The sequence below is a fragment of the Candidatus Planktophila limnetica genome (assembly GCF_002288365.1).
Taxonomy (GTDB): domain Bacteria; phylum Actinomycetota; class Actinomycetes; order Nanopelagicales; family Nanopelagicaceae; genus Planktophila; species Planktophila limnetica.
Genome location: NZ_CP016782.1, coordinates 526,349 through 549,635 on the forward strand (window position 1 = coordinate 526,349; position 23,287 = coordinate 549,635).

General features: G+C 44.8%; 26 protein-coding genes. 12 read left to right on the plus strand and 14 right to left on the minus strand.

Going from position 1 to position 23,287, the window contains the following annotated elements:
- Positions 1-64: 64 nt before the first annotated feature.
- Together PHILAsVB114_RS02835 and PHILAsVB114_RS02840 are read left to right on the plus strand one after the other, a co-directional pair.
- A complete protein-coding gene (locus PHILAsVB114_RS02835) occupies positions 65-1,081 on the plus strand; it encodes a C40 family peptidase (protein ID WP_095697891.1) in 1,017 nt (338 codons plus the stop codon).
- Positions 1,065-2,216: a glycosyltransferase family 4 protein gene (locus PHILAsVB114_RS02840; protein WP_204246831.1), complete on the plus strand. Its 1,152-nt coding sequence runs from the start codon at positions 1,065-1,067 to the stop codon at positions 2,214-2,216. Before PHILAsVB114_RS02835 ends, PHILAsVB114_RS02840 begins: the two co-directional genes overlap by 17 nt.
- Here PHILAsVB114_RS02840 and PHILAsVB114_RS02845 read toward each other — a convergent pair.
- The 3 genes from PHILAsVB114_RS02845 to PHILAsVB114_RS02855 are packed head-to-tail and all read right to left on the minus strand — an operon-like array spanning position 2,205 to position 5,191.
- Positions 2,205-2,828 (minus strand): response regulator, encoded by a 624-nt coding sequence (locus PHILAsVB114_RS02845; RefSeq protein WP_095697893.1) that lies wholly within the window; start codon positions 2,826-2,828, stop codon positions 2,205-2,207. The genes PHILAsVB114_RS02840 and PHILAsVB114_RS02845 overlap by 12 nt on opposite strands.
- Positions 2,825-3,400 carry a sensor histidine kinase gene (locus tag PHILAsVB114_RS02850; RefSeq protein ID WP_095697894.1) on the minus strand — a complete coding sequence of 192 codons (576 nt, stop codon included), beginning with the start codon at positions 3,398-3,400 and terminating at the stop codon, positions 2,825-2,827. Before PHILAsVB114_RS02850 ends, PHILAsVB114_RS02845 begins: the two co-directional genes overlap by 4 nt.
- Positions 3,401-5,191, minus strand: a complete 1,791-nt coding sequence (locus tag PHILAsVB114_RS02855) for an AMP-dependent synthetase/ligase (RefSeq protein WP_095697895.1) — start codon at positions 5,189-5,191, stop codon at positions 3,401-3,403.
- Positions 5,192-5,257: 66 nt separating this feature from the next.
- Here PHILAsVB114_RS02855 and PHILAsVB114_RS02860 point away from each other — a divergent pair, with 66 nt between their 5' ends.
- Both PHILAsVB114_RS02860 and PHILAsVB114_RS02865 read left to right on the plus strand, forming a co-directional pair.
- Positions 5,258-5,695 carry an SRPBCC family protein gene (locus tag PHILAsVB114_RS02860; RefSeq protein WP_095697896.1) on the plus strand — a complete coding sequence of 146 codons (438 nt, stop codon included), beginning with the start codon at positions 5,258-5,260 and terminating at the stop codon, positions 5,693-5,695.
- Between the two features lie 17 nt (positions 5,696-5,712).
- Positions 5,713-6,657, plus strand: a complete 945-nt coding sequence (locus PHILAsVB114_RS02865) for an ROK family glucokinase (RefSeq protein WP_095697897.1) — start codon at positions 5,713-5,715, stop codon at positions 6,655-6,657.
- Between the two features lie 12 nt (positions 6,658-6,669).
- On the opposite strand, the gene PHILAsVB114_RS02870 is transcribed toward PHILAsVB114_RS02865, so the two are convergent.
- Positions 6,670-6,945 (minus strand): hypothetical protein, encoded by a 276-nt coding sequence (locus PHILAsVB114_RS02870; RefSeq protein ID WP_095697898.1) that lies wholly within the window; start codon positions 6,943-6,945, stop codon positions 6,670-6,672.
- Positions 6,946-7,028: 83 nt separating this feature from the next.
- Here PHILAsVB114_RS02870 and PHILAsVB114_RS02875 point away from each other — a divergent pair, with 83 nt between their 5' ends.
- A complete protein-coding gene (locus tag PHILAsVB114_RS02875; RefSeq protein ID WP_236850904.1) occupies positions 7,029-7,724 on the plus strand; it encodes a lysophospholipid acyltransferase family protein in 696 nt (231 codons plus the stop codon).
- On the opposite strand, the gene PHILAsVB114_RS02880 is transcribed toward PHILAsVB114_RS02875, so the two are convergent.
- On the minus strand, positions 7,721-8,398 hold the full coding sequence (locus PHILAsVB114_RS02880) for a PD-(D/E)XK nuclease family protein (protein ID WP_095697899.1): 678 nt from the start codon (positions 8,396-8,398) through the stop codon (positions 7,721-7,723). The two genes, PHILAsVB114_RS02875 and PHILAsVB114_RS02880, sit on opposite strands and share 4 nt — an antisense overlap.
- Positions 8,399-8,413: 15 nt before the next feature.
- Entirely contained in the window at positions 8,414-9,058 is a 645-nt protein-coding gene (locus PHILAsVB114_RS02885) for a LysE family translocator (protein WP_095697900.1), read from the minus strand.
- A gap of 196 nt (positions 9,059-9,254) precedes the next feature.
- On the opposite strand from PHILAsVB114_RS02885, the gene PHILAsVB114_RS02890 reads away from it, so the two are divergent.
- Positions 9,255-9,782, plus strand: coding sequence for a PadR family transcriptional regulator (locus PHILAsVB114_RS02890; protein WP_095697901.1), 528 nt, complete (start codon positions 9,255-9,257; stop codon positions 9,780-9,782).
- A gap of 1 nt (position 9,783) precedes the next feature.
- Positions 9,784-10,881 (plus strand): inositol-3-phosphate synthase, encoded by a 1,098-nt coding sequence (locus tag PHILAsVB114_RS02895; RefSeq protein ID WP_095697902.1) that lies wholly within the window; start codon positions 9,784-9,786, stop codon positions 10,879-10,881.
- An 81-nt stretch (positions 10,882-10,962) separates the two neighbouring features.
- Here the strand turns inward: PHILAsVB114_RS02895 and PHILAsVB114_RS02900 are convergent, their stop codons facing one another.
- Together PHILAsVB114_RS02900 and PHILAsVB114_RS02905 are read right to left on the minus strand one after the other, a co-directional pair.
- On the minus strand, positions 10,963-11,541 hold the full coding sequence (locus PHILAsVB114_RS02900; protein ID WP_095697903.1) for a hypothetical protein: 579 nt from the start codon (positions 11,539-11,541) through the stop codon (positions 10,963-10,965).
- Positions 11,542-11,677: 136 nt separating this feature from the next.
- Complete coding sequence (locus tag PHILAsVB114_RS02905) at positions 11,678-11,995, minus strand: helix-turn-helix domain-containing protein (RefSeq protein WP_204246832.1); 318 nt, start codon at positions 11,993-11,995, stop codon at positions 11,678-11,680.
- A gap of 89 nt (positions 11,996-12,084) precedes the next feature.
- Here PHILAsVB114_RS02905 and PHILAsVB114_RS02910 point away from each other — a divergent pair, with 89 nt between their 5' ends.
- The 3 genes from PHILAsVB114_RS02910 to PHILAsVB114_RS02920 are packed head-to-tail and all read left to right on the plus strand — an operon-like array spanning position 12,085 to position 15,088.
- Positions 12,085-12,828, plus strand: coding sequence for an enoyl-CoA hydratase-related protein (locus PHILAsVB114_RS02910; protein ID WP_095697904.1), 744 nt, complete (start codon positions 12,085-12,087; stop codon positions 12,826-12,828).
- Positions 12,828-13,658 carry an SDR family oxidoreductase gene (locus PHILAsVB114_RS02915; protein ID WP_095697905.1) on the plus strand — a complete coding sequence of 277 codons (831 nt, stop codon included), beginning with the start codon at positions 12,828-12,830 and terminating at the stop codon, positions 13,656-13,658. The genes PHILAsVB114_RS02910 and PHILAsVB114_RS02915 overlap by 1 nt, the downstream gene beginning before the upstream one ends.
- Positions 13,659-13,675: 17 nt before the next feature.
- The gene (locus PHILAsVB114_RS02920) at positions 13,676-15,088 is read left to right on the plus strand and encodes a purine-cytosine permease family protein (RefSeq protein ID WP_095697906.1); all 1,413 of its coding nucleotides are present in this window, start codon (positions 13,676-13,678) and stop codon (positions 15,086-15,088) included.
- Here the strand turns inward: PHILAsVB114_RS02920 and PHILAsVB114_RS02925 are convergent.
- Positions 15,085-16,083: a Na+/H+ antiporter NhaA gene (locus tag PHILAsVB114_RS02925; protein ID WP_095697907.1), complete on the minus strand. Its 999-nt coding sequence runs from the start codon at positions 16,081-16,083 to the stop codon at positions 15,085-15,087. The genes PHILAsVB114_RS02920 and PHILAsVB114_RS02925 overlap by 4 nt on opposite strands.
- A gap of 60 nt (positions 16,084-16,143) precedes the next feature.
- Positions 16,144-17,574, minus strand: coding sequence for a type I glutamate--ammonia ligase (gene glnA / locus PHILAsVB114_RS02930; RefSeq protein WP_095697908.1), 1,431 nt, complete (start codon positions 17,572-17,574; stop codon positions 16,144-16,146).
- A gap of 153 nt (positions 17,575-17,727) precedes the next feature.
- Here glnA and PHILAsVB114_RS02935 point away from each other — a divergent pair, with 153 nt between their 5' ends.
- On the plus strand, positions 17,728-18,102 hold the full coding sequence (locus PHILAsVB114_RS02935) for an RDD family protein (protein WP_095697909.1): 375 nt from the start codon (positions 17,728-17,730) through the stop codon (positions 18,100-18,102).
- Here PHILAsVB114_RS02935 and PHILAsVB114_RS02940 read toward each other — a convergent pair.
- Genes PHILAsVB114_RS02940 through lipB form a run of 4 tightly spaced genes read right to left on the minus strand, consistent with a single transcriptional unit; the run spans position 18,099 to position 21,061 of the window.
- Entirely contained in the window at positions 18,099-18,776 is a 678-nt protein-coding gene (locus tag PHILAsVB114_RS02940; protein ID WP_095697910.1) for a DUF4191 domain-containing protein, read from the minus strand. The genes PHILAsVB114_RS02935 and PHILAsVB114_RS02940 overlap by 4 nt on opposite strands.
- Before the next feature lie 2 nt (positions 18,777-18,778).
- On the minus strand, positions 18,779-19,480 hold the full coding sequence (locus tag PHILAsVB114_RS02945; RefSeq protein ID WP_095697911.1) for a lysophospholipid acyltransferase family protein: 702 nt from the start codon (positions 19,478-19,480) through the stop codon (positions 18,779-18,781).
- Positions 19,473-20,411 carry a lipoyl synthase gene (gene lipA / locus PHILAsVB114_RS02950; RefSeq protein WP_095697912.1) on the minus strand — a complete coding sequence of 313 codons (939 nt, stop codon included), beginning with the start codon at positions 20,409-20,411 and terminating at the stop codon, positions 19,473-19,475. The genes PHILAsVB114_RS02945 and lipA overlap by 8 nt, the downstream gene beginning before the upstream one ends.
- Positions 20,408-21,061, minus strand: a complete 654-nt coding sequence (gene lipB, locus PHILAsVB114_RS02955) for a lipoyl(octanoyl) transferase LipB (RefSeq protein ID WP_095697913.1) — start codon at positions 21,059-21,061, stop codon at positions 20,408-20,410. The genes lipA and lipB overlap by 4 nt, the downstream gene beginning before the upstream one ends.
- Before the next feature lie 120 nt (positions 21,062-21,181).
- On the opposite strand from lipB, the gene PHILAsVB114_RS02960 reads away from it, so the two are divergent.
- Positions 21,182-23,284, plus strand: a complete 2,103-nt coding sequence (locus PHILAsVB114_RS02960) for an MMPL family transporter (RefSeq protein ID WP_095698658.1) — start codon at positions 21,182-21,184, stop codon at positions 23,282-23,284.
- The last annotated feature ends 3 nt before the right edge of the window (positions 23,285-23,287 follow it).

Below are 23,287 nucleotides of genomic sequence, written 5' to 3' on the forward strand. Positions count from 1 at the left end.
TTCTCAGGCTCATCTGGGCGTTTGAGGTTGAGGCGCGCTCTTATGACAGGTTAACCTCGTAACCATGCGTTTCATTGGCTATCGAGTGGGGATCAGCGTTGCGCTTACAAGTGCCCTGATTTCATCTGTATTCGTAGCTCCCCAATCTCACGCGGCGCCAACACTTGCTGAAATTCAAATCAAGGTTCGCCAATTAGAAGAAGATGCAACATCGGCAGCAGAAGGTGCACAAGAAGCAAAAGTCAAGATAGCCGTGCTAACAAAGACGCTGACAGGAATCAAGCAAAAGGCAGCAGTGCAGGGTCAAAATGTTTCCGAACTCTCAAAATCACTGGGAGCTATTGCAATTGATCAGTATAAAAATGGCGGATTAAGCCAGAGCTTGGAACTTTTATTCTCATCTGATCCAACACTTTATTTATCTGCTGCGGGTTCACTAGATGCACTCACTCGCCGTAAATCTATTCAATTAAATAAATTTCAAGCAGCAGAACAACGCCTTAATGCAACAACGCTCACTGTCGAAGACAAGCTTGCTCTGATTGCGGCCGCGCAAAAGAAGTATCAGGCACAAGCTCGTTTGGCTCAATCTAAATTAGCTGAAGCCGAAAGATTGCTGGCGCAATTAAAGAAAGAAGATAGAGACAGATTGGCACGTCTTGCAGAAGAGCAAGAAAATGCAGATCAAGCGTCATCTCTTGAAGCCGCTAAAGGCGCACAGGGAGTCTCAGGGCGAGCAGGTGTTGCTCTTAAATATGCGTTGAAGCAAATCGGCGATAGATATGTTTTTGGTGCAGATGGATTAACTACGTGGGATTGTTCTGGTTTAACTATGCGTGCTTTTCAAGCATCAGGGGTTTCGCTGCCTCACTCTTCAGCAGCGCAATTTCGTTATGGAAAACTAATTTCGCGATCAAATCTTAAGGCTGGTGATTTAGTATTTTTTGGCTCTCCAATTTCCCACGTTGGAATTTATCTTGGCGGTGGCAAAATGGTTCACGCACCACGTTCAGGTTCACGTGTGAAGGTTGCAACGATGGACATGGGACGCAAAAAATTTAGAGGTGGTAAACGTTTATAAAAAGATTCTGGTTGTAACAAATGATTTTGGCCCGCGGACCGGGGGGATCGAAACATTTATCATTGGACTACTGGAGAGAATCAAAGGGCACGAAGTTATAGTTTTTACATCCGCGCAAGGCGATACATCAGAGTATGACCAAAAGTGGCTTAATCAATATGGCGTGCGAGTAATTCGTGATCGAAGCAAAATTTTATTGCCTTCGTGGCGCACAACAAGACGAGCTAAAGAGATTGTTAAGTTACACAACATTGATGTGATCATCTTCGGCGCTGCAGCGCCACTTGCCTTGATGGCTCCGGCCCTGCGCAAATTAGGTGTTAAGAAAATTGTTGCTCTTACGCATGGACACGAAGTTTGGTGGGCAAAAATCTTCCCATTTAATCTTGCCATGAGACGAATTGGTAGCGCAGTGGACCACCTAACCTATCTTGGTGAATTTACTCGAAATGCCATTGCACAATCTTTGACTCAAAGAAGTGCTGATGCCATGGTCAAAATAGCTCCAGGAATTGATACATCGCACTTCATTCCACAACCAGATTCGATGCAAAAACGCATAACACTTGGTTTAGAAGATAAAAAAATCATCATCAGCGTTGGTCGACTTGTTCACCGCAAGGGCCAAGATAAATTAATACAAGCCATGCCGGCAGTTTTGCAGAAGGTTCCTAATGCGCATCTTCTATTAGTTGGAGAAGGCCCTTATCGATCTCACCTAGAAAAATTAGCAAAGAAGTTATCGGTTCAGGAGAATGTAACTTTTGCCGGGCGAATTTTGTATGACAAGTTGCCAAGTTATCTTTCAGCCGCTGATCTCTTTGCCATGCCTTCTCGTTCCCGATTCTTTGGGTTAGAAGTTGAAGGCCTTGGAATTGTTTATCTAGAAGCTAGTGCATGTGGGATACCCGTTGTTGCGGGAAATTCTGGGGGCGCACCCGATGCCGTACTTGAAGGTGTTACCGGGTTGTGTGTCGATGGCACCGATGTTAATTGCATTGCACAAGCAGTAATAGATATTTGTAGCGATGCTAAGCGAGCATCAAACATGGGATCTGCAGGGCGTAACTGGGTTGTTGACCAATGGAGATGGGAAATTTGGTCTAAAGAATTTAATGCACTTTTAGTTGATTAGTAAACCATTTTTTCTCGCCACGATAATTGCTTGGATTCTATTTTTGGATTCAAGTTTTCTATAAATTGAAGCTAGGTGTGTCTTAACGGTTGCTTGGGTAATAAATAGTTCTAATCCGATATCACCAGCACTTAAGCCATCGGCTAACTTTTGAAGGACTTGCGTTTCTCTGTGGGTCAGAGAATTTGCTTCTAAATCTCGCGTGATCACACCAGAGATGCCTTGGGCGCTAAATGACAGTGGTGAAATCGCTGAGTGCTCAATGGCAGAGATTAATTCTGCAAGAGGTGCGTTTTTTTCAACATATGCGCTAGCTCCAGATTTCATGACAGTGAGTAAATAATCCTTTGCACTATTTAATGTCAGAACAACTATTCCAATGCGCTGTGAAAGCGAACGTGCCCAAGTAACAATTTCTAATCCATTTCCATCAGGCAGAGATAGATCAACAACTATTATCTGCGGATTAGTGTGTGCAATCTGAGCGCGAGCCTCGGCGATAGTGGCTGCTTCACCCACACAAATATGTCCTGCACGTGCAAGTGCAACCTTTACACCGGCTCTGACACTTTCATGGTCATCAATGATTAATACGGTAAGCGGTTGTTTCATGAAGGTAAGGTGATTGAATAATTAGTACCCTGTGACGAGCTCGACGTAGTCAATGCGCCATTAATTGCCGAACAACGCTCTTGAATTCCACGGATGCCAAAACCTGCTGATTTAGGTGTATTCATACCTTTTCCATTATCGCGATAGATGTATTGCATACTATTCTCGCTTTTGGAAATGGATATCTCTATAACGCTAGCCCCAGAGTGCTTAAGCGAGTTGCGAAGTAGTTCGCGAGAAATGGCCAATAACTCCTCTTCTATGTGGGCAGATATGGCGAAATCCTCACGCGCAATCTTTAACTCAACGGTTGATCTGAGTTCGAGCAACAGGGCTCGTAGAGATTGCTCAAAAGAGAGTAATTCCTGGGCTCGTAAGTTAAAGATTTCTGCACGAACACTTTCGATCAATGCTGATACTTTGAAGAGAATCGTTCGAAGTTCTATGCGTGTGACAGATGGAGTTTCGGGGGCAGCAAGTAGTAGATCTAATGAGTACGAAAGCCCCACGAGATCTTGCGCTATTCCATCATGTAACTCTTGAGCGATTTTTACTCGCTCGCGTTGTGTCACCTAATCTGCAAAGAGGGCAGCGATATCTGCTGCGAATTCTTTTCCAATCACGTGGCGCTTTAATGAAAGTTTTGCGGTGAGATGACCGCCTGCAATGGTGAAATCAGTTGGCAGAATTCTAAACTTGCGAATTGATTCCGCACGGCTGACTGCCTTATTTGCTTCATCTACTGCTGTTTGAATAACAGCAACAAGGTCTGGATCTGTTGTCAGATCAGCAAGGGATGCACCCTCTTTTTTATTAGCTACGACCCATGTCTTTAATGCATCTTGATCGATAGTTACCAAGGTTGCAATAAATGGTTGATTATCGCCAACGACCATGCACTGGCTAATCAGTGGGTGAGCGCGCAATCTATCTTCAAGAACAGCTGGTGCAACGTTTTTTCCACCGGCTGTAACAATAAGTTCTTTCTTGCGTCCGACAATAAATAAATATCCTTCATCATCGAGTTTGCCGAGATCTCCAGAGTGAAACCATCGATCGCCGGAGAATACTTCGGCATTTGCCGCATCATTTTTCCAGTAACCCTGCATAACGATTGGTCCCTTGATGAGAACTTCTCCATCTTCAGCAATTTTTATTGTTGTGCCAGGAATTGGACGACCAACTGAACCAACTCGAATTTCATTTGTTAGGTTAAGTGTTGCTCCGGCTGTTGTTTCAGTCAGTCCGTAACCTTCAAGAATTGTGATGCCAGCGCCACGGTAGAAGTGACCGAGTCGCTCACCTAGTGGCGCGCCTCCTGAAATAGCAGCCTCTACACGCCCACCTAAACCGGTACGAATCTTTGAGTACACAAGTTTGTCAAAGAGTCCATGCTTAAACTTAAGCGCAGGTGAAATTTTGCCACTCTCGATTCCTCGGCTGTATTCAATTGCAATGTCTGCAGCTTTTCTAAATATTTTTCCCTTGCCAGCAGCTTCTGCTTTTGCTTCAGCGCCGTTGTATACCTTTTCAAAGATGCGAGGAACTGCAAGCACGAAAGTCGGCTTAAAGGAAGCAAGATCAATTGGTAAGCGCCCAACAGGATCGCTGCAATGTGCCAGATGTAAACCTGCGGCAACAGAACCAATTTGAACCATGCGTCCAAAGACGTGAGCTACCGGTAAGAATAAAAGTGTTGATCCACCAGGCTTGAGGAACAAATCATTTGCTCCTTGTACAACGTTTCCACACTCGGCTAAGAAGTTTGCGTGTGAAATTTGGACACCTTTAGGTTTACCTGTTGTACCTGATGTGTAGATAAGTGTTGCCAACGTTTCGGGCAATAAAGCTTTTCTGCGCTTTTCGATCTCTTCATCGCTGACGGCTGCTCCATCGTAGGCAAGTGTTGCCAAGACATTTTCAGTCATCGTCCACATACGTGTGGTGTGTGATGGTTGAACAGTTTTAACGAGATCTCGCAACGCAGGAGTTTCTACGATAATTGCAACCGCACCTGAATCGTTGAGAATCCAATCAATTTGTTCAGCCGATGATGTGTCATAAATAGGAACAACACAACCGCCGGCATACCAAATTGCAAAATCTAAAATCGTCCATTCATAACGAGTGCGAGCCATGATTGCGACTCGGTCACCAATGTTTATTCCTGCAGCAACGAGACCTTTTGCGGTTGCACGTACTTCAGATTCAAACTCTTTTGCAGTAACACTCTGCCAACCATCTCCGAGTGCACGTGAGAGCATGACGCGTTCAGGTTCGAACCACGCACGTTCTGATACAAGGTTTGTTAGGTTTCCAGCGCTGGCAATCGGCACAAGGGCCGGGACTGAGATCTCATTCATGTGGCTAACGCTAGCGTGACCGGGTTATTTTGCGAAAGAGGTGTTACTTAAGGGTAACCTTGGACCATGAGCGACTTAAGCACTTCAACCATATCCATCGACGCACCAGTTGACGCTGTCCGAGCCATCCTCTTTGACTTGGCGGGCTACCCAAGCTGGTCAACTGCCATTAAGAGCGCCGAAGTTAAGGCAACCGATGATCAAGGTCGCGCAACGAGTGTGAAGGTTTCCATTGATGCGGGAATGATGAAAGATCGCGTTCTTCTTAATTACGACTGGAGCAGCGCACCAGACAAACTTGAGTTTTCACTTGAGGAAGCAGATTTATTGACAGCTATGAATGGCGCATACATCACCAAGGCAATCGATGCAGATACGACATCTGTTACATACGAGCTCGGTGTTGAAGTTTCAATGCCAATCCCATCGATGATGCGCACAAAAGCAGAGAAAGCCACAATCGATCAGGCCCTGGCGCAACTTAAAGCTCACGCTGAAAACTAGTTCTTTTCCCACCACTTATGTCACTCACAATTGGAATTGACGTTGGTGGTACAAAATTATTAGGTGGCGTTGTCGATGAAAATGGAAATGTTCTCTCTCATGCACGAAGTGAAACACCGCGTGAAGGTGGCCGCAAATTACTTCAAAATATTGCAGACTTAGCAAAAGAATTAATTGCTGATAATAAAATTGAAGCTGTAGGACTCTCTGCCGCAGGATTTGTTTCATCTGATAGAAAAACGATGTTGGCTGCGCCAAATATTGCGGATTGGAATGGCGTAGATCTTGATAAGGAGTTAAACGAATTGATTGGCCTGCCAGTTGTTATTGAAAATGATGCAAATGCGGCAGCATGGGGAGAAGCCAAATTCGGCGCAGGCAAGAATCAAGATCATGTAATGCTTTTGACAATTGGAACTGGCATTGGCGGCGGCTTAGTCATAAATGGAAATCTACATCGTGGAGCATTTGGTGTGGCAGCCGAATTTGGTCATGTGCGTGTTGTTCCAGAGGGACATTTATGTGGTTGCGGTGCCCGAGGTTGCTTTGAACAATATGCATCTGGAAATGCATTATTGCGCCATGCACGCGAAGCGATAGCAGCGAGTCCAGAACTTGCACGAAATCTTTTATCACGCGGTGACGGAAGTGTTAATGGACTAACTGGTGCTGCAATCACAGATGCTGCCCGAGATGGGGATCCAGTAGCACTTGCAGCCTTTAACACAACAGCGCAGTGGCTCGGGGCTGGTATTGCAACATTAAGTGTTGTTCTTGATCCCCGATTTGTAATCATTGGCGGCGGAGTAATTGATGCTGGCGATATTTTGCTCAAACCAACTCGTGAAGCTGTTGCGCGTTATATGCCTTTTGCGGGAAAACACCCATACCCAGAAATTATTCCTGCAGCACTTGGTAATAAAGCTGGCCTTATTGGCGTCTCTGATTTAGCTAGACGCTAATTTTTTCACTAATTAAAGCTCGACTCCATCATCTCTATTATTTTCATGTCGCAGCCAACGTCTAATTGCTAGACGTGCACTGGCAATAAAATTTCTCACACCAGGCCATGAGGGATTCGGTTCTTCAAAATGGTTATCGTCGAAGGTATCGGCATTTTCTAAATCATCTAAGTACGTATTAGGTGTTGATTCATCAAGTGATAAGCCCGCAACCATAGATTCAAACTCTGAATTTATGAGATCCATCTCATCATCGTTTGGATCCTTCGGTGCCGGGGTATCGCTCACGCTCAAATAGTGGCACAGGCGTTGCTATCCACTAAATTAGGAGCACTAGATTTGAATAGTTTTCTCAACGAGGAGGAGTGAAGATGAATGTAAACAATCTTCCATACGGCGTGCTGCGTGCATTTCTTACTCCATTTTTGATGTTGGCTTTTCGTCCCAAGGTAAAAGGCTTGAGAAATGTTCCAGCCAGTGGCCCCGTCATAATCGCGAGTAATCATTTATCTTTTAGTGACTCGATTTTTATGCCACTTGTGGTTCCACGCAAGGTTACATTTCTTGCAAAATCTGAATACTTCACTTCTCCTGGTCCAAAAGGGTTACTCAAGAAATTAACTTTTATCGCACTCGGCCAAGTTCCTGTTGATCGTTCCGGCGGTCGTCGCAGTGAAGCCGCTCTGATTACTGGATTACAGGTTCTGGCAGAAGGGGAGTGTTTAGGTATCTATCCCGAAGGAACTCGTTCTCCTGATGGTCGTTTATATAAAGGACGCAGTGGAATTGCTCGTCTGGCAATTGAATCAGGGGCTCCAATTATTCCGGTTGCAATGTTTAACACCGAAAAAATTCAACCAACGGGCAAAGTAATTCCAAAGATTATGCGAGTGAAAATGATTTTTGGTGAGCCAATGTATTTTGAAGGGGACTCAGCAGATTTACTACACCTGCGAGATGTCACCGATCAAATTATGAAAAAGATTCAAGAAATGTCTGGCCAGGAATACGTAGATATTTATGCCAGTCGCAAGAAAGATGAACTCAAAGACGAATCTGAGTATTAATCCTCGATTTCACTTCGCTGCACTAAGTAATTACATGTTGGACACTTTGGGCCTGCATCAGGAAAATCTGCTTCCAATACATTAATGAGATCTTCAATCAGCGCCATGAATTGTGCTTCATTTCGCTCTACAGGCAGATAGTGCTGAGCTGCAAAGAACCCTTGTTTTTCTTTGATATCAAATGCTGCGTTGGGATTCCACACAAGTAAACCCATCGTTGCCACACTGACCGCAGCGCCTTGAAGTGGATTTTCAAGGGAGTGTGCATACGCCTCTAATTGAGGAGCATAGAATTCACCGTTATCTCGAGAACTATCTGACACTTTGCAATCAATAAGGGCTACGGTGCCATCTTCATTGCTTGCAACTAAGTCATATTTTCCGCGGATATGCCAACGCGTTTCGAAACCATTTAATGTGATGGGCTTGCTCTTGACCCATCCGCCCCATTGTGTGACTTTTCCTGGGCGAAGTGTTGGGTGTATATCTTGCATAGATGCCCCACGAAAGTGTTTTTCCTGCAGATCTGCCAATGTGCCAACTAAAGGGAAAGCACCAGGCATAGTTACCTTAAACCAATACTTAATCCATAAACATCTTTTACATGTTGATAATCCAAATGTGAGATCAGAGGGTGAGATAAATTCTGTGGCCGGGGCTGCTGGTTTTTTCATGAATGAATCTTCTCGCTAAGCACTGACAATTGCTGAGATCAAGACCGATATTCCAAGAATAATCATCACTGTTCCACCTGTTGCGCGTAGTTTTTCTAATCTTTTCGGATCAGTTGCCAACCATTGACGTGCGGTGCCCGCTAGTAAACCCCAGGATCCATCGGAGATAAATGCCAAAATGGAAAAAACTGCACCAAGAAAAATTAGCTGAAGCGCAACGCTTCCTTTTTCGCGATCAACGAACTGCGGCAAAACTGCGGCATAAAAAACTAAACCTTTTGGATTAAGCGCTCCAACCCAAAACCCATCGCGGACAGAACGCGCAATGCCCGGAGCGATATCGCCTTGATTGCGCATATCTTCAGCGTGTACTCGTCGATGTCTGATGGCATCCACGCCTAGGTACATGAGATACAAACCGCCACCCCATTGAATAGCGGCGTATGCAAGATCAGATCTTTGAAGTACTGGTCCTAGTCCAATTGCCACAAGAGTAGAAAGTGCAAAGGCACCAGTGACATTTCCTGCAACTGTAAAGACTGCTGTTTTGCGGCCCCAGGCAATCGCTCGAGCGATAACGAATAAAACACTTGGTCCTGGCGCCAAGATGATCACCATCGCGGCCACGATGTATTCAGGTAGCCGCGAAGGAATGACCATAGCGGCATCTTATGGCGAGAGGGATTGAGCCCACAGGTTGGTAGAAGAGGATGGGTAGTGGATTAGACGCCGGAAGGTGGCCCTGGCGCAGGGCGAGCCGAGTTGCCTGCCGGCTGCGTATCGGGTTAACTAGCGCTTCGTTATATCGAATCGATATACCTACCGATAGTTCAGCCCGAATGGAAGGAGAATTCAAATGCGCTCGCGTAGTGAGTCACTCGAATTCGCCCTCCTTGGACTTCTTTCACAGAGTCCGCTTCACGGCTATGAACTTCGCAAAAGAATGAGCGCCATATTTGGTCCATTTCGCGCACTCTCATTTTCTGTTCTCTATCCGCAATTACGCAAAATGATGGAAGCCGGACTCATTGATGCATCCGTGGCTGACACATCTCGGCGCTCGCGAATTGTTTATGTGATCACAGCAAAAGGAACGAAACGCTTTGAAACTCTGGCAGAGACAGTAAGTCCTGATACATGGGAAGACGAAGGTTTTGAAATTCGCTTTGCATTCTTTGGTCCAACATCGACTAAGAATCGCGTACGAATTTTGGAAGGCCGACACCGTCGGTTGAAAGAGAAAGCAGAGATTTTGCGTGGAGAGCTCGAAAAATCTCCCGTGGGAATCGATAAATATCTCGAAGAGTGGCGTCGTCACTCTTTGGAATCAGCACAGCGAGAAATCGACTGGCTGGAAGACATGATCAAAACCGAGAGGAAATAGAGTGAAAATAACAACCGGTAAAGGCGATATCCGAGTTGCAATCGTTGGCGTTGGAAACTGCGCTAACTCTCTAATTCAAGGCGTTGTCTATTACAAAGATGCTGCCCGCGACCAAGAGATTCCAGGACTGATGCACGCTGTTGTTGGGGGATACCACATCAATAACGTCAAGTTCGTTGCAGCATTTGATGTCGATAAGAAAAAAGTCGGTCTAGACATGGCAGATGCCATCTGGGCGAGTGAAAACAACACTATTAAATTCGCCAATGTTGATAAAACAGGCGTTGAAGTTTTGCGTGGAGTTACACATGATGGCCTTGGTCGTTATTACCGCGAAACAATCGAAGAGTCATCTGCAGCGCCAGTTGACGTTGTAGCAGTTCTCAAGGAAGAGCAAGTAGATGTACTTATTTGCTACTTGCCAGTGGGATCAGAAGTTGCAGCGAAGTTCTATGCACAGTGTGCAATTGATGCAGGATGTGCTTTTGTTAATGCACTTCCAGTCTTTATTGCATCTGACCCAGTATGGGAGAAGAAATTTGCTGATGCCGGTCTACCCATCGTTGGCGATGACATCAAGAGCCAGGTAGGTGCAACTATTACGCACCGAATCATGGCTAAGTTATTCCAAGATCGCGGTGTTCACCTTGATCGCACCTACCAATTAAATGTTGGTGGAAACATGGACTTTAAGAACATGCTTGAGCGTGATCGCCTAGAGTCCAAGAAGATTTCAAAGACCAACTCAGTTACATCACAACTTCATCATGATTTGGGTGAAAAGAATGTTCACATCGGACCTTCTGATTACATTCCATGGCTAGATGATCGAAAGTGGGCCTACGTTCGCCTCGAAGGTCGTGCTTTCGGTGATGTTCCTCTAAATCTTGAGTACAAGCTAGAAGTATGGGACTCACCAAACTCTGCTGGTGTAATCATCGATGCGCTTCGCTGCGCAAAGATTGGTCTTGATCGCAAAATTGGTGGAGCACTTCTTTCACCATCTAGCTATTTCATGAAGACTCCACCAACTCAATACACAGATGAACAAGCACATGTTAAGACTGAAGATTTCATTTCAGGAAAGCTTGATCGCTAAAGACTAAATACTCTCGGTAATAGAAAAACCCCCCTGACTATTGTCAGGGGGGTTTTTACTTCCCTCACGGAGAGTTGAGGGTCAAATCGTCGCCTCTTCAGGAGTGCGACGAATATGAACTATTCCCGCGATAGAAAGAAGAAGAAGCAGGATGCCTCCGACTAGTGAAGCAAGTGCAGCGATTGCTGCAATGTTTCCAAGAGTTCCGAATGCGTATGCTTCAAGGAGAAGTCCACGCAATGTATTTCCCATAAATAATGTTTGGCGAAGATCGCCAAGTTTTGCGATTTCTTCAGGAGTTGCTGTGCCGCCCTTGGCAGCGCCCATATACATTCCAGAAACTTCTGAATACGTTGCTTCTTTTCCTATACCAGCTTTTGCAGCGCCTTTCATGTGTTCCCAAATGTAAAGGTCTGCATAATCGCGGGCCATTTCACCAGTAGTTACTTGCATCTTTGACCACTTAGCTAATTGATCTTTAGTTGCAGGTGGCATCGCCTCTGCAGCAGGAAATGAAATGTTTTGATTTTCTAGTTGGCTCTTGACTGAGTCTTGAGCAAATGTTGCGCCCCAGTTTAGAAGTCCTGATAGTACGAGCAAGAATACGGAAAGTCCGAATCCTACGAATGTTACGATCTTGTCAAATGTCTTGCGTCTCATTTTTGTTCTCTCCCATTTTTAATTGTTGTGTAGTTCTTGCAATTTCTAACTACAAGACAATTAAAGACCTGCAAGAGAAAATGAGTTTTGAATTTGCTGGTGCTGGCTCTCAGCACAATGTGAACTCTGTTACTAATTAATCATGGCGATGGCAAATTGATCTGCCATCGGAATCTATTTCAAAGTGCTGGCACTCAACTTGTAGTTTGTCGAAAGCGCTGTCTCCATAATGTGTACGAAAAGCAAGTGCAAGTAGTACTCGGGTATTTGTGTCCGCATCGGATTTAATAGCAAAAGCTTTGGCGGAACGAGAGACCGTATTTTCCACAACTTTTTCGGTATGAGAAGTTTGTGCTGCAATAGCCGAATTTGATTTACCCTCGCAGAGCAGGCCAAGTACCAGCTTTTCAAATGGTGTTAGTTCGCGGTTCGCTATCGTTATATCTATTGCCATTTTTTGACCCTCTCCAGGTGACTTTCGGCACGGTCGTGTTTCCATTGTCTACCTTCGCAAGGCATCTGTGTTACCTCTAAGATGCTCGGATGAGCGAAATCTTGACCACAAGCGCTGAGCAAATCCTCACAATCAGCTTTAACCGCCCCGCAAAGATGAATGCGCTGACTCGCGATATGTATGCCGGTTTGGCAACTGCGCTCAATGAGGCTGCTGGAGATTTTGGAATTCGGGCTGTAATTCTGACAAGTGAAGGCGATCATTTCACTGCGGGAAACGACATTGGCGATTTTATGGCCAATCCTCCCACCGACAGTGATTCAGATGTCGCTAAGTTTTTGGCAGCGCTATTAGATTTTCCTAAACCTTTACTTGCAGCAGTGAAAGGAAATGCGGTCGGAGTAGGAACAACCATGTTGCTTCATTGCGATGTAGTGGTTGCATCTCCTACGGCCAAGTTTTCTATGCCATTTACTTCCCTGGGATTAGTTCCTGAAGCAGGTTCAAGTTATTTATTCCCACGTCTAGTTGGCTACCAAAGAGCTGCGCAAATTTTTATGACCGGAGACTCTTTTGATGCCGCAGCCGCAAAAGAGATGGGACTTGTGGCGCAGATTGAAAATGATCCAATTACCGCAGTAACCACAATTGCTAAACACATTGCGCAGCAACCACCACAAGCAATGATTAATACCAAAGCACTGCTCAAGAGTGGATCACATGATGCGGTAGCCGCGGTCATGCGCGCAGAGTTTGAGCTATTTTCTCTCGCACTTCAATCAGAGGAAGCAATGGATGCTTTCATGAAATTTATGGCCAAGAAGGGTAAATAATGTCACTCGCAGGAAAGCGCATCTTTGTTACTGGTGGTTCACGTGGAATAGGTTTGGCAATTGCTTTGCGCGCCGCCCAAGATGGCGCGCTCATCGCCATTGCTGCAAAGACAGCTGAAGCCAATCCAAAACTACCCGGAACTATTTTTTCAGCAGCAAAGGAAATCGAAGTAGCAGGTGGCACAGCGCTTCCAATTCAATGCGACATTCGCGATGAGGCTCAAATCGAAGCAGCAATTAACAAAACAGCAGAACAATTCGGTGGAATCGATATTTTGGTCAATAACGCAAGTGCGATTAATTTAACTCGCACGGATCAGACTCCCGCAAAGCGTTTTGATCTTATGTTTGATGTCAATGTCCGTGGAACGTTTCTGGTTTCACAAGCAGCCTTGCCACATTTACGACAGTCAGCAGAGGCTGGCCGCAATCCGCACATTTTGAATCTTTCCCCTCCACTATCAATGAAAGCCGTATGGTTTAAAAATCACGTTGCCTACACAATGGCAAAGTATGGAATGAGCATGTGCGTTCTTGGCATGGCAGAAGAATTCAAGCGAGATGGCATTGGCGTTAATGCCTTATGGCCACGAACTGTCATCGATACCGCAGCACTGCAAATGATTCCGGGTATTGATGCGAAAGCGGGCAGAACACCACAAATTCTCGCTGATGCCGCACACATCATCTTTAGTCGTGATGCCAAAGAGTGCACAGGCAACTTCTTTGTAGATGACACGCTCCTTGCAAGTGAGGGAATCACAGACCTTGAAAAATACTCAGTCACTCCAGGAACGAAGGATTTCTTACTCGACTTTTTCTTGGACTAAGAAAGGTTTTTGCCAAAATGCCAAGGTATGAAGTCAACTCTACAAACCTGATTGCAGAAAATGAGCGCCACGGAAGAGCTCGCGATCTTTTTTGGCCTTGGTGTGGCGCAAATGTTTCTTTGCTAGCACTGTCTTATGGATCCTTCTTTTTAGGTTTTGGAATATCTTTTTGGCAAGCAACCCTTGCGGCAGTTCTTGGCACGGTTCTTTCTTTTCTGGTTGTTGGTTTTAGCTCTCTGGCTGGCAAGAAATCAAATGCAACGACCATGGTTCTCTCTCGCGCAGCCTTTGGAGTTAAGGGAAATGTTTTGCCCGGATTTCTTTCTTATTTAGTTTTTGTTGGATGGGAAACAGTCTTAGTATCACTGGCAACATTGGCTACCGGAACGGTTTTCGAACGAGTTGGCAACGTTGATCGCAATATTGCGATGGTCTGCGGTTTTATCGTGGCAGTTTCTCTCACGCTGGTAGGTGGCGTTCTTGGGTTTAAAGCAATTATGAAAATTCAAAAGTATCTGACTTTGGTCACCATTGTTTTAACTCTTGGTTACATCGCCCTCACGCTCGATTCTGTTAAGTGGAGCGCTGTTTTAGATGTTCCCAATGGATCGATTCAAGGATTTATTGGCGCGCTAATTTTTGGTGTTACCGGAATTGGTTTGGGTTGGGTAAATGCAGCCGCTGATTATTCTCGTTATTTGCCACGATCTGTAAAGAGTAAATCCGTAGTTGGCTGGACGGTCCTAGGCGCATCCATTGTGCCAATCACTCTTGTGATTTATGGGGCGGCCTTATCTGCAAGTGATACAGAGTTATCAGCTGCAATCGCCATGGATCCGATTGGAGCGCTTACAACACTGCTACCAACCTGGTACTTAATTATTTTCTCTTTGGTTGCGATATTAGGTTTAGTTGGTGGCGCAATTCTGGATCTCTATTCTTCAGGACTAACACTTGTTAGCCTCGGAGTTCCAGTTAAGCGCCACGTTGCTGCCTTAATCGATGGGCTTATCATGTTAATCGGCGCCATTTACATTGTCTGGATTGCAGATAACTTTTTCTTTCCATTCCAAGGATTTTTGATCACATTAGGAGTACCAGTTGCTGCGTGGAGCGCAGTATTTGTGACAGATGTTCTGATGCGCAAGAAGAGCTATAGCGAAGCCGACTTATTTACACCCACTGGAAAATACGGATCTGTAAACTGGAATTCCATTGCCATCGTTGCAATTGGAACAATTATTGGCTGGGGTTTTGTCACAAATACCTTCGCATCTTGGCTCAGCTGGCAAGGTTATTTCTTAGGTGCAATAGGTGGCAAAGATGGTGCGTGGGCTTATGCCAACGTTGGCGTTATATTTGCAATGATTATTGGATCATTTGGTCGCTATGTTTTTGGGAAAAAAAGTATTGCTCAGCAAGAGAGCTAATCACTTTTGTTTGAATATTTCCTAAGGATAGATAAACCAAGAATTGCTGAGATAAGTGCAGCAACAATTAACCCAACTTTTACTTGCGCTAAATCTTGAGTTGAAGTCAATGCAAGATCTGCAATAAAGAGCGAAACCGTAAGTCCCATACCGGCAAGTGCTCCCGCCCCAGCGATCTCTTTAAAGCTCAAAGATGCAGGTTTAATGGCGAATTTTAACTGAATTGCTAACCAGGCAAAGAGGGTGATTCCAACAATTTTTCCAATAACGCGTCCAAATATTAAACCTGATGCAATAGGCGATAAGATGATTTCTTTCAGTGAAGAAAAATCTATGTAGACGCCAATATTTGCAAGGGCAAAGAGTGGAATGATTATGAAAGCACTGTAAGGATGAATCCAATTTATTAATCTAGTAGTTGTGATTTTTTTACCGCTAGGCAGAGCAAGGGCCAATAAAACGGCGCCGATCGTTGATGCAATCTTGATTGCGCTAATTCCGGAAGAGTAAAAGATTCCAAGAATAACGATAGAAAATAGATCATCTGCGATTGCCAGAGTTAGTAAGAAAATCTTAAGGGATGAATCTATTCGCGATCCTAGGAGCGCAAGTGCTCCTAGAGCCAAAGCAATATCTGTTGGCATAGCTACAGCCCACGCCGATGACGCGCTGCCTGAAGAATTCAAGGCCGCAAAAATTATTGCCGGCAAAGCCATTCCGCCAATGGCTGCAATCACAGGAAGAGCGGCATTTTTTGGATTCTTAAACTCACCTTCAACAAACTCTCTTTTGATTTCCAAGCCAACTAGAAAGAAGAAAATAGCCATGAGACCTTCGTTGATGAAGTCATGGAAAGGTGAAAAAAATGATTCATATGAATCACGCAGTGGAGAGTTCGCAAAAGCAAGAGCAATCACGCAAGCAGTGACTAGAGCGATACCGCTTGAACTCTCAGTCTTGATGAATCGAGTCAGAAAGAGACCAAGGCGATTCATGTTGGCAAGAATAGCAAAAACCCCGCCACATAAGCGGCGGGGTTTTTGATTAATTCAATCTTAGAGATCGAAGTAAAGCTCGAACTCTGCTGGGTGTGGACGCAAGCGAACATAATCAACTTCTTGTGTGCGCTTAAATGCAATCCATGTATCAATGAGATCTTTCGTAAAGACTCCACCTTTAAGCAAGAACTCATGATCTTCTTCAAGATTGTTAAGTACTGCTTCTAGTGAACCTGGAACTTGTGGAATTGCAGCAGCTTCTGCTCCCTCTAGTTCATAGAGATCTTTATCAACGGGCTTTGGTGGTTCGATTTTGTTTTGGATTCCATCAAGGCCAGCCATCAACATCGCTGCAAATGCTAGGTATGGATTTGATGATGGATCCGGGCAACGGAACTCGATGCGCTTCGCTTTTGGATTCGAACCAGTAATTGGAATACGAATACATGCAGAACGGTTACGAGCGGAGTACACAAGATTCACAGGTGCTTCATATCCTGGAACTAAGCGGTGATATGAATTTACAGTTGGGTTTGTAAATGCAAGTAGCGATGGTGCGTGCTTGAGTAAACCACCGACATACCAGCGTGCCATATCTGAAAGATCGGCGTAACCATCTCCGAAGAACAGTGGTTTTCCATCTTTCCACAGAGATTGGTGAACGTGCATGCCTGAGCCGTTATCTCCATAGAGTGGCTTTGGCATAAATGTTGCAGTCTTGCCATTTTCCCACGCAGTGTTTTTAATGATGTATTTAAACTTCATTACATCATCGCCGGCGTTAAGAATGTCGCTGAAACGATAGTTGATTTCCATTTGACCGGCTGTACCAACTTCGTGGTGAGCGCGTTCAACTAATAAACCAACTTTGCCAAGATTCATAACCATTTCATCGCGTAGGTCTGCAAACTGATCAGTTGGTGAAACTGGGAAGTAACCACCTTTGATCCGTGTGCGATAACCGCGGTTAGGAGTTCCATCAGCATCGTATTCAGCGCCAGTGTTCCAAGCGCCTTCGTATGAATCGATGTGGTGGTATGACTCGTGCATATCAGTCTTGAATCGAACTGCGTCGAATACATAGAACTCTGCTTCTGGTGCGAAGAATGCAGTATCTGCAATTCCTGTTGATTTTAAGTATTCAACAGCTTTGCCAACTACACCACGAGGATCGCGGCTATAAGGAGAGTTATCATCTGGATTGTGAACGCTAAATAGAATCACAAGAGTTTTTTCTTTGCGGAATGGATCAATAAAGGCTGAACCAGGAATTGGCAGCAACTTCATATCCGATTCGTGAATCGCTTGGAAACCGCGAATCGAGGAACCATCAAACATAAGTCCATCTGTAAAGACAGCTTCATCGAATGATTCAACAGGCACGTTAAAGTGATGTTGAATACCAGGAAGGTCAATAAAGCGGACGTCGATTAACTTGACGTCTTCCTTTTTAATAAACGCAAAAATTTCTGCAGAGTTCTTAAACATTTTTCTCCCAGTTGGTGTAGATCACAGCTTTGCGCACCGCTTCATCGAGGGCGCTTGTGCAAAGGCTACGAGTTATCAGTGAAAAACACATAACCCACGTGTTACGTCTATGTTAAGAATTGCAGGTCTTTGGGCTCAGGCTACGCTTATGGCATGCATAGAGACGTCAGCTTGGGAAGAAGATTTGGGGCTATAACTCTGGATTGGTTAGCCAGCTACCTCATTGCCATCGTTTTCTTCAGTGGGCCAGGAACCTTTCTGGAACGCACAGCACACGCTGGCACACCTGCTCTCATCTTGTTTTTTACCGAGTATTTTCTTTTGATCACTCTTCAAGGAGCATCGGCAGGTCACAGAGTATTTCGGATGCGAATTGTTAATTTCGAAGATGGTGGGCGACCAACTATTCGCCAGGCGCTCATTCGATCGATTCTCATGGTTATCGTGATTACAGCAATTACCTATGATGAAAATGGTCGTGGAATTCACGAACGATTTAGTAAAACTAAAATCGTCTTAACTCATTAACGAATTCGAACACCTTTTGGTAGTGGCCCCTTTGGAATTGGCATAGACATTCCGCCAACAGCTTTCAAACGAGCACGAACTTCTCGCATTTGATGCGCTGATAGTTTTTTAGGAAGTTTTGACAAGTGCTTTTGTAATTTACGAATAGATACTTGACCTTGTAAATCTCCGACCATAACTTCTGTAATTGGCACACCAGGAGCAAAGCGCTCAGATTTTCTGCGTTCATCTGCCAACATTTGCTTAACGCCTTGGGAACCTTCGCCAACTAGAACGATGCCTGCGCGACCAACACTTCTATGGACCATGTCTTGATTTCGAGCTACTGCAACAGCCGGAGTTGTTGTCCACCCTTTGCGAATTGCCATCAACACAGAAGCACCAGCACCCAATTGACCTTCAATGGATGAGTACGCAGCTGTGGATGCTTGTCGTGTGAAGAAAAACATCGCCGCTAGCAAAGCAACTGGCAGTGATACAAAAGCCACATAAATTGGATGACCAACTGCGATACCAATACCGATACCAATCGCCCACACAGCAAGGAATACAGCGATGAGAGCCAGACCAATCCAAGGCTTTGCACCTTTAGTCACAGAGTAGGCATCTCTAAAGGTTTGAAAGCGCGGAGTCTTAACCGAAGCTTCTTTATTTTTCTTATTTCGTTTAAACATGCTCATAAGTTTAGTGGGGCAGGGGCGCTACCACCAAGACGCACGGGCGCCCAGCGTTGGCCCTGATGGCTATCGGGATACTCTTCCTGAACTTTATTGAGGCTGGCAAGAAGCACTTCGCGTAGTTTGGCTTCTCCTAGTTCAACATCAGAATCTTTAGCAAAATGAAGTGGTGGATTAAATGCCACCGTGATCGGAACGCTTTTTCTTAACAAATTCTTTTTAACGCCCTTTGTCCACACTCTTTGACTGCCCCACACGATTGTTGGAATAACTGGAACACCAGCAGACATTGCAAGTCTTACTGCGCCAGATTTCAGTTGCTTAATCTCAAAGCTTGTTGAAATTGTTCCTTCGGGAAATATGCCAACGATTTCACCTTTGCGAAGGGCTCGAAGGGCTGCAACAAAGGAGGCAGAACCATTGCCACGATCAACACTTATGTGATGCATTCCGCGCATCAACGGCCCGGCTAACTTGTTATTGAAAATCTCTTTCTTTGCCATAAAACGTACGTAACGTTTCTTCGGCAGCACGGCAGTTCCAACAAGTGCGAAATCTAAGTATCCGATGTGATTAATGGCAAGAATTGCGCCGCCTTCTTGTGGAATATTTCCCTCACCAGAAAAAGAGAATCGAAGATCTAAGTATTTCCAAAAGGATTTGATTACTACCACCACAGGGGGATAGACAAAATCAGCCACGAGATACGCCTGCTTTGGCTGCCATTGCTTCTTTATATAAACGACCAGCGCGATAACTAGAGCGAACTAGTGGACCGCTCATCACGCCTAGAAATCCTATTTCTTTAGCTTCTGCCGCAAGTTCAACAAATTCTTCTGGCTTAACCCAGCGCTCCACTGGATGATGGCGATTAGTTGGTCTCAAATATTGAGTAATGGTTATGAGATCACATCCAGCGCTTCGTAAATCCAGAAGTGCCTGTGTGATCTCTTCTCGAGTTTCTCCTAAACCTAAAATTAGATTGGATTTTGTAATTAAGCCGAAATCTCTCGCCATTGTGATAACTGTTAATGATTTTTCATAAGTAAATGCGGGTCTAATGCTCTTGAAAATACGTGGGACTGTTTCTAAATTATGTGCGAAAACTTCTGGCTTTGTTTCAAAAATTTGATTAAGAAGTTCTGCTTTGGCATGAAAATCTGGAGCCAGCATCTCAACGCCGCAACCAGGATTTAATTCGTGCACCTTGCGAATTGTTTCGGCATATAACCATGCGCCTTCATCTTCTAAGTCATCGCGCGTAACACCTGTGATTGTTGCGTACTTCAATCCCATTGTTTTTACAGATTCAGCCACCTTGCGTGGTTCTTCGCGATCAATCGGATCGGGTTTGCCAGTATCAATATTGCAAAAATCGCATCTACGGGTGCACTTTTCTCCGCCGATTAAAAATGTAGCTTCTTTATCTTCCCAGCATTCAAAAATGTTTGGACACGCTGCTTCTTGGCACACGGTGTGCAAACCTTCAGATTTAACCAGTGAGCGAAGACGGGTGTATTCAGGACCCATATTTGCGCGAGTTTTAATCCACTCAGGTTTGCGCTCAATTGGCACAAGGGCGTTACGTGCCTCAATGCGAATCATCTTGCGACCTTCAGGTGCAATTGTCATGCGCACACCTTAGCCAATGTTGAAAGGAGATTGCGTTCTAGAACTGGCATCACTTCCGAAGCGCTAATTTCACGCTTTAATTCTTTAGCCATTGAAGTTACTTCGGCATCTGCAATGCCGCAGGGAATGATTTGTGAAAAGGCTGAAAGATCAGGATTAACATTTAGAGCGAAGCCATGCATCGTGGTGCCTTTTGCTACACGAATTCCGATTGCTGCAATTTTGCGAGGATTAATCTCATCTTTCATCCAGACACCAGAGCGACCTTTTATTCGTTGTACGTGTAATCCAAATTCATTACACGTGTCGATGAGTGCGCTTTCGATTTCTCGCACAAAACCAACTAATTCAGTTGGTTTGGCAAGGCGCACAATTGGATAGCCAACAATTTGTCCAGGACCATGCCACGTAATTTTTCCACCGCGGTTCACATCGATTACAGCAGTGCCATCTTGTGGTCGTTCAAAATCGAGAGTGCGCTTTCCTGCTGTAAAAACAGGTGGGTGCTCAACAAAAAACAGTGTGTGTGAAATCTGCCCTGAACTAACTAGTTCGTGAGTCTGTTCTTGAATAAGCAGGGCATCGCCGTATGCAAGGTGCTTTAAATCATGCACCAAAATGCTGCTTTGGATTGTTTCTGTGGCGGCCACAGGTTAAGCCTAAAGGTAGGCTTGCCCAGTCGCGAATCACGCGCTCCCGCCAGATCGAAAGGCTTCATTCTCGTGTCAAGAACTACTTCTCAGAAATCTCGTAAACCATTTGCCCTTGCAATGCTTGTTGTTTTGGTCTGGTTTTTACTCACCGGTGTATTTGGGCCACTCTTTGGAAAACTCACATCGGTCCAAGAAAATAACAACTCGTCTTTTTTGCCAAAGGGAGCAGAGGCAACCCAAGCATCTGAACTGATTCAAACTTTTTCAGGCAAGGACTCTTTTAATTTTCCAGCCCTTGTTCTATTTGAAGGAAATGCCTCACCTGCCAGCCTGGCGGCTATTAACTCGCATTTAGAAGCTGTGGGTGAATTAACACTTGCAGGTACTAGTGCCAAAATTTCAGATTACCTTGCACCAGGTCAGAGAATCACTGCATTTGCATCTCAAGATGGGAAAGCAATTCTGGCCACTGTGCCACTAGATGGAAACGCTTTGTCGAAAGTTCTTTCAAATGATGAACCCGTATTGCCTGCTGTTGTTGAAGCGCTGCGTGAAGATTTAACTCCGATAGCCAAAGCAAATAATCTCACGTCATATGTCACAGGTCCTGGCGGATTACTTGGAGACCTATTTAAAGCTTTTGGATCTATTGACTCAACCCTGCTTTTAACGACACTAGCTGTTGTCGCTGTTATTTTAATTGTTGTTTACCGCTCTCCGATTTTATGGATCATTCCATTGCTTTCAGCACTCTTTGCTCTGTCTACTGCAGGTGGAATCGTTTATCTCTTGGCCAAAAATGACATTATCGATGTCGATGGACAATCGCAGGGAATTCTCTCGGTATTAGTTATTGGCGCCGCAACGGATTACGCACTGCTGCTCATCGCTAGATATCGCGAAGAGCTGCACCTGCATGAAAATAGATTCGATGCAATGCGTGCAACATATAAAGGCGTATGGGAACCAATTTTGGCATCTGGTTCTACCGTTGCAATTTCTTTACTCGTACTTTTATTTAGTCAATTAACAAATACAGCAGGATTAGGACCAGTTGGCGCAATTGGAATCGTATGTTCCATGATTACGATTTTGACGTTGTTACCAGCACTTCTATTACTCTTTGGAAGATGGATTTTCTGGCCACGTCGTCCAGAATTCGATGGTGATGACCACGTTCTTTCTGGTACATGGTCAAAAATTGGTAGCTCAATCGGCCGTCGCCCTCGCAGAGCGTGGATCATTACCGGAGTTGTGCTCCTTGGATTCGCATTCATGTCTCCAACGCTTAAGGCAGATGGAATTGGAACCGTTGATACATTTACAACCAACCCAGAATCCGTTGTCGGACAAAAATTGTTGCTCACTCACTTTCCTGGTGGAGAAGGCGATCCAACGCAAATAGTTGTCAGCGCGGACAAGATGGACGCCGTTGCATCAGCAATTAAAAACGCACCTGGTGTGACTTCCATTGAACCTCTTCGTGATGGTTTTCAAATGCCTGGGGGACCAGTTCCACCTATTAAGTATGTAAATAATAAGGCGATCTTAAATGTAACCCTTGATAAAGCACCTGACAGTGTTGAAGCGGCAAATGATATTCCTGAGATTCGTCGCTTGGCACATGAAGCTGATTCAACATCATTAGTTGGTGGAACAAGTGCGGTGTATTTTGATGTCAGAACCGCAAATGATCGAGATAACAAAACAATCATCCCAATTATTTTGCTTGTTATCACAATGATTTTGGGAGCGCTACTTCGAAGCATTCTCAGTGCAGTGTTGTTACTCGGAACAGTTGTCCTGTCATACTTTGCCACCCTGGGAGTATGCGCACTGGTCTTTAACCACATCTTTGGTTTTGCTGGCGGGGATACTTCGTTTCCATTATTTGCATTCATCTTCTTAGTGGCTCTCGGCATTGATTACAACATTTTCTTGATGACTCGAGTGCGTGAAGAATCGATTAAATTCGGCACGCGAGAAGGAGTAATTAAGGGCCTCACCGTTACAGGCGCTGTTATTACTTCGGCCGGAATAGTTCTTGCAGCGACCTTTGCTGTCCTTGGATTAATTCCACTAGTTCCGCTGGCTCAACTTGGTTTTGCAGTTGCATTCGGAGTTCTCCTTGACACGATCATCGTCCGATCAATTCTTGTGCCCGCGCTGGTCCACGAAATTGGTCCAAAAATCTGGTGGCCTTCAAAGTTAAAGAAGTAGAAC

What these genes read in the sequence shown, in the direction of transcription:
- PHILAsVB114_RS02835 (WP_095697891.1), top strand. Translation starts at nt 65, where the DNA reads ATGCGTTTCATTGGCTATCGAGTGGGGATCAGCGTTGCGCTTACAAGT.
- PHILAsVB114_RS02845 (WP_095697893.1), bottom strand. Translation starts at nt 2,828, where the DNA reads ATGAAACAACCGCTTACCGTATTAATCATTGATGACCATGAAAGTGTC.
- PHILAsVB114_RS02855 (WP_095697895.1), bottom strand. Translation starts at nt 5,191, where the DNA reads ATGAATGAGATCTCAGTCCCGGCCCTTGTGCCGATTGCCAGCGCTGGA.
- PHILAsVB114_RS02860 (WP_095697896.1), top strand. Translation starts at nt 5,258, where the DNA reads ATGAGCGACTTAAGCACTTCAACCATATCCATCGACGCACCAGTTGAC.
- PHILAsVB114_RS02865 (WP_095697897.1), top strand. Translation starts at nt 5,713, where the DNA reads ATGTCACTCACAATTGGAATTGACGTTGGTGGTACAAAATTATTAGGT.
- PHILAsVB114_RS02875 (WP_236850904.1), top strand. Translation starts at nt 7,029, where the DNA reads ATGAATGTAAACAATCTTCCATACGGCGTGCTGCGTGCATTTCTTACT.
- PHILAsVB114_RS02880 (WP_095697899.1), bottom strand. Translation starts at nt 8,398, where the DNA reads ATGAAAAAACCAGCAGCCCCGGCCACAGAATTTATCTCACCCTCTGAT.
- PHILAsVB114_RS02885 (WP_095697900.1), bottom strand. Translation starts at nt 9,058, where the DNA reads ATGGTCATTCCTTCGCGGCTACCTGAATACATCGTGGCCGCGATGGTG.
- PHILAsVB114_RS02890 (WP_095697901.1), top strand. Translation starts at nt 9,255, where the DNA reads ATGCGCTCGCGTAGTGAGTCACTCGAATTCGCCCTCCTTGGACTTCTT.
- PHILAsVB114_RS02900 (WP_095697903.1), bottom strand. Translation starts at nt 11,541, where the DNA reads ATGAGACGCAAGACATTTGACAAGATCGTAACATTCGTAGGATTCGGA.
- PHILAsVB114_RS02905 (WP_204246832.1), bottom strand. Translation starts at nt 11,995, where the DNA reads ATGGCAATAGATATAACGATAGCGAACCGCGAACTAACACCATTTGAA.
- PHILAsVB114_RS02910 (WP_095697904.1), top strand. Translation starts at nt 12,085, where the DNA reads ATGAGCGAAATCTTGACCACAAGCGCTGAGCAAATCCTCACAATCAGC.
- PHILAsVB114_RS02915 (WP_095697905.1), top strand. Translation starts at nt 12,828, where the DNA reads ATGTCACTCGCAGGAAAGCGCATCTTTGTTACTGGTGGTTCACGTGGA.
- PHILAsVB114_RS02920 (WP_095697906.1), top strand. Translation starts at nt 13,676, where the DNA reads ATGCCAAGGTATGAAGTCAACTCTACAAACCTGATTGCAGAAAATGAG.
- PHILAsVB114_RS02925 (WP_095697907.1), bottom strand. Translation starts at nt 16,083, where the DNA reads ATGAATCGCCTTGGTCTCTTTCTGACTCGATTCATCAAGACTGAGAGT.
- glnA (WP_095697908.1), bottom strand. Translation starts at nt 17,574, where the DNA reads ATGTTTAAGAACTCTGCAGAAATTTTTGCGTTTATTAAAAAGGAAGAC.
- PHILAsVB114_RS02935 (WP_095697909.1), top strand. Translation starts at nt 17,728, where the DNA reads ATGCATAGAGACGTCAGCTTGGGAAGAAGATTTGGGGCTATAACTCTG.
- PHILAsVB114_RS02940 (WP_095697910.1), bottom strand. Translation starts at nt 18,776, where the DNA reads ATGTTTAAACGAAATAAGAAAAATAAAGAAGCTTCGGTTAAGACTCCG.
- lipA (WP_095697912.1), bottom strand. Translation starts at nt 20,411, where the DNA reads ATGACAATTGCACCTGAAGGTCGCAAGATGATTCGCATTGAGGCACGT.
- PHILAsVB114_RS02960 (WP_095698658.1), top strand. Translation starts at nt 21,182, where the DNA reads ATGCTTGTTGTTTTGGTCTGGTTTTTACTCACCGGTGTATTTGGGCCA.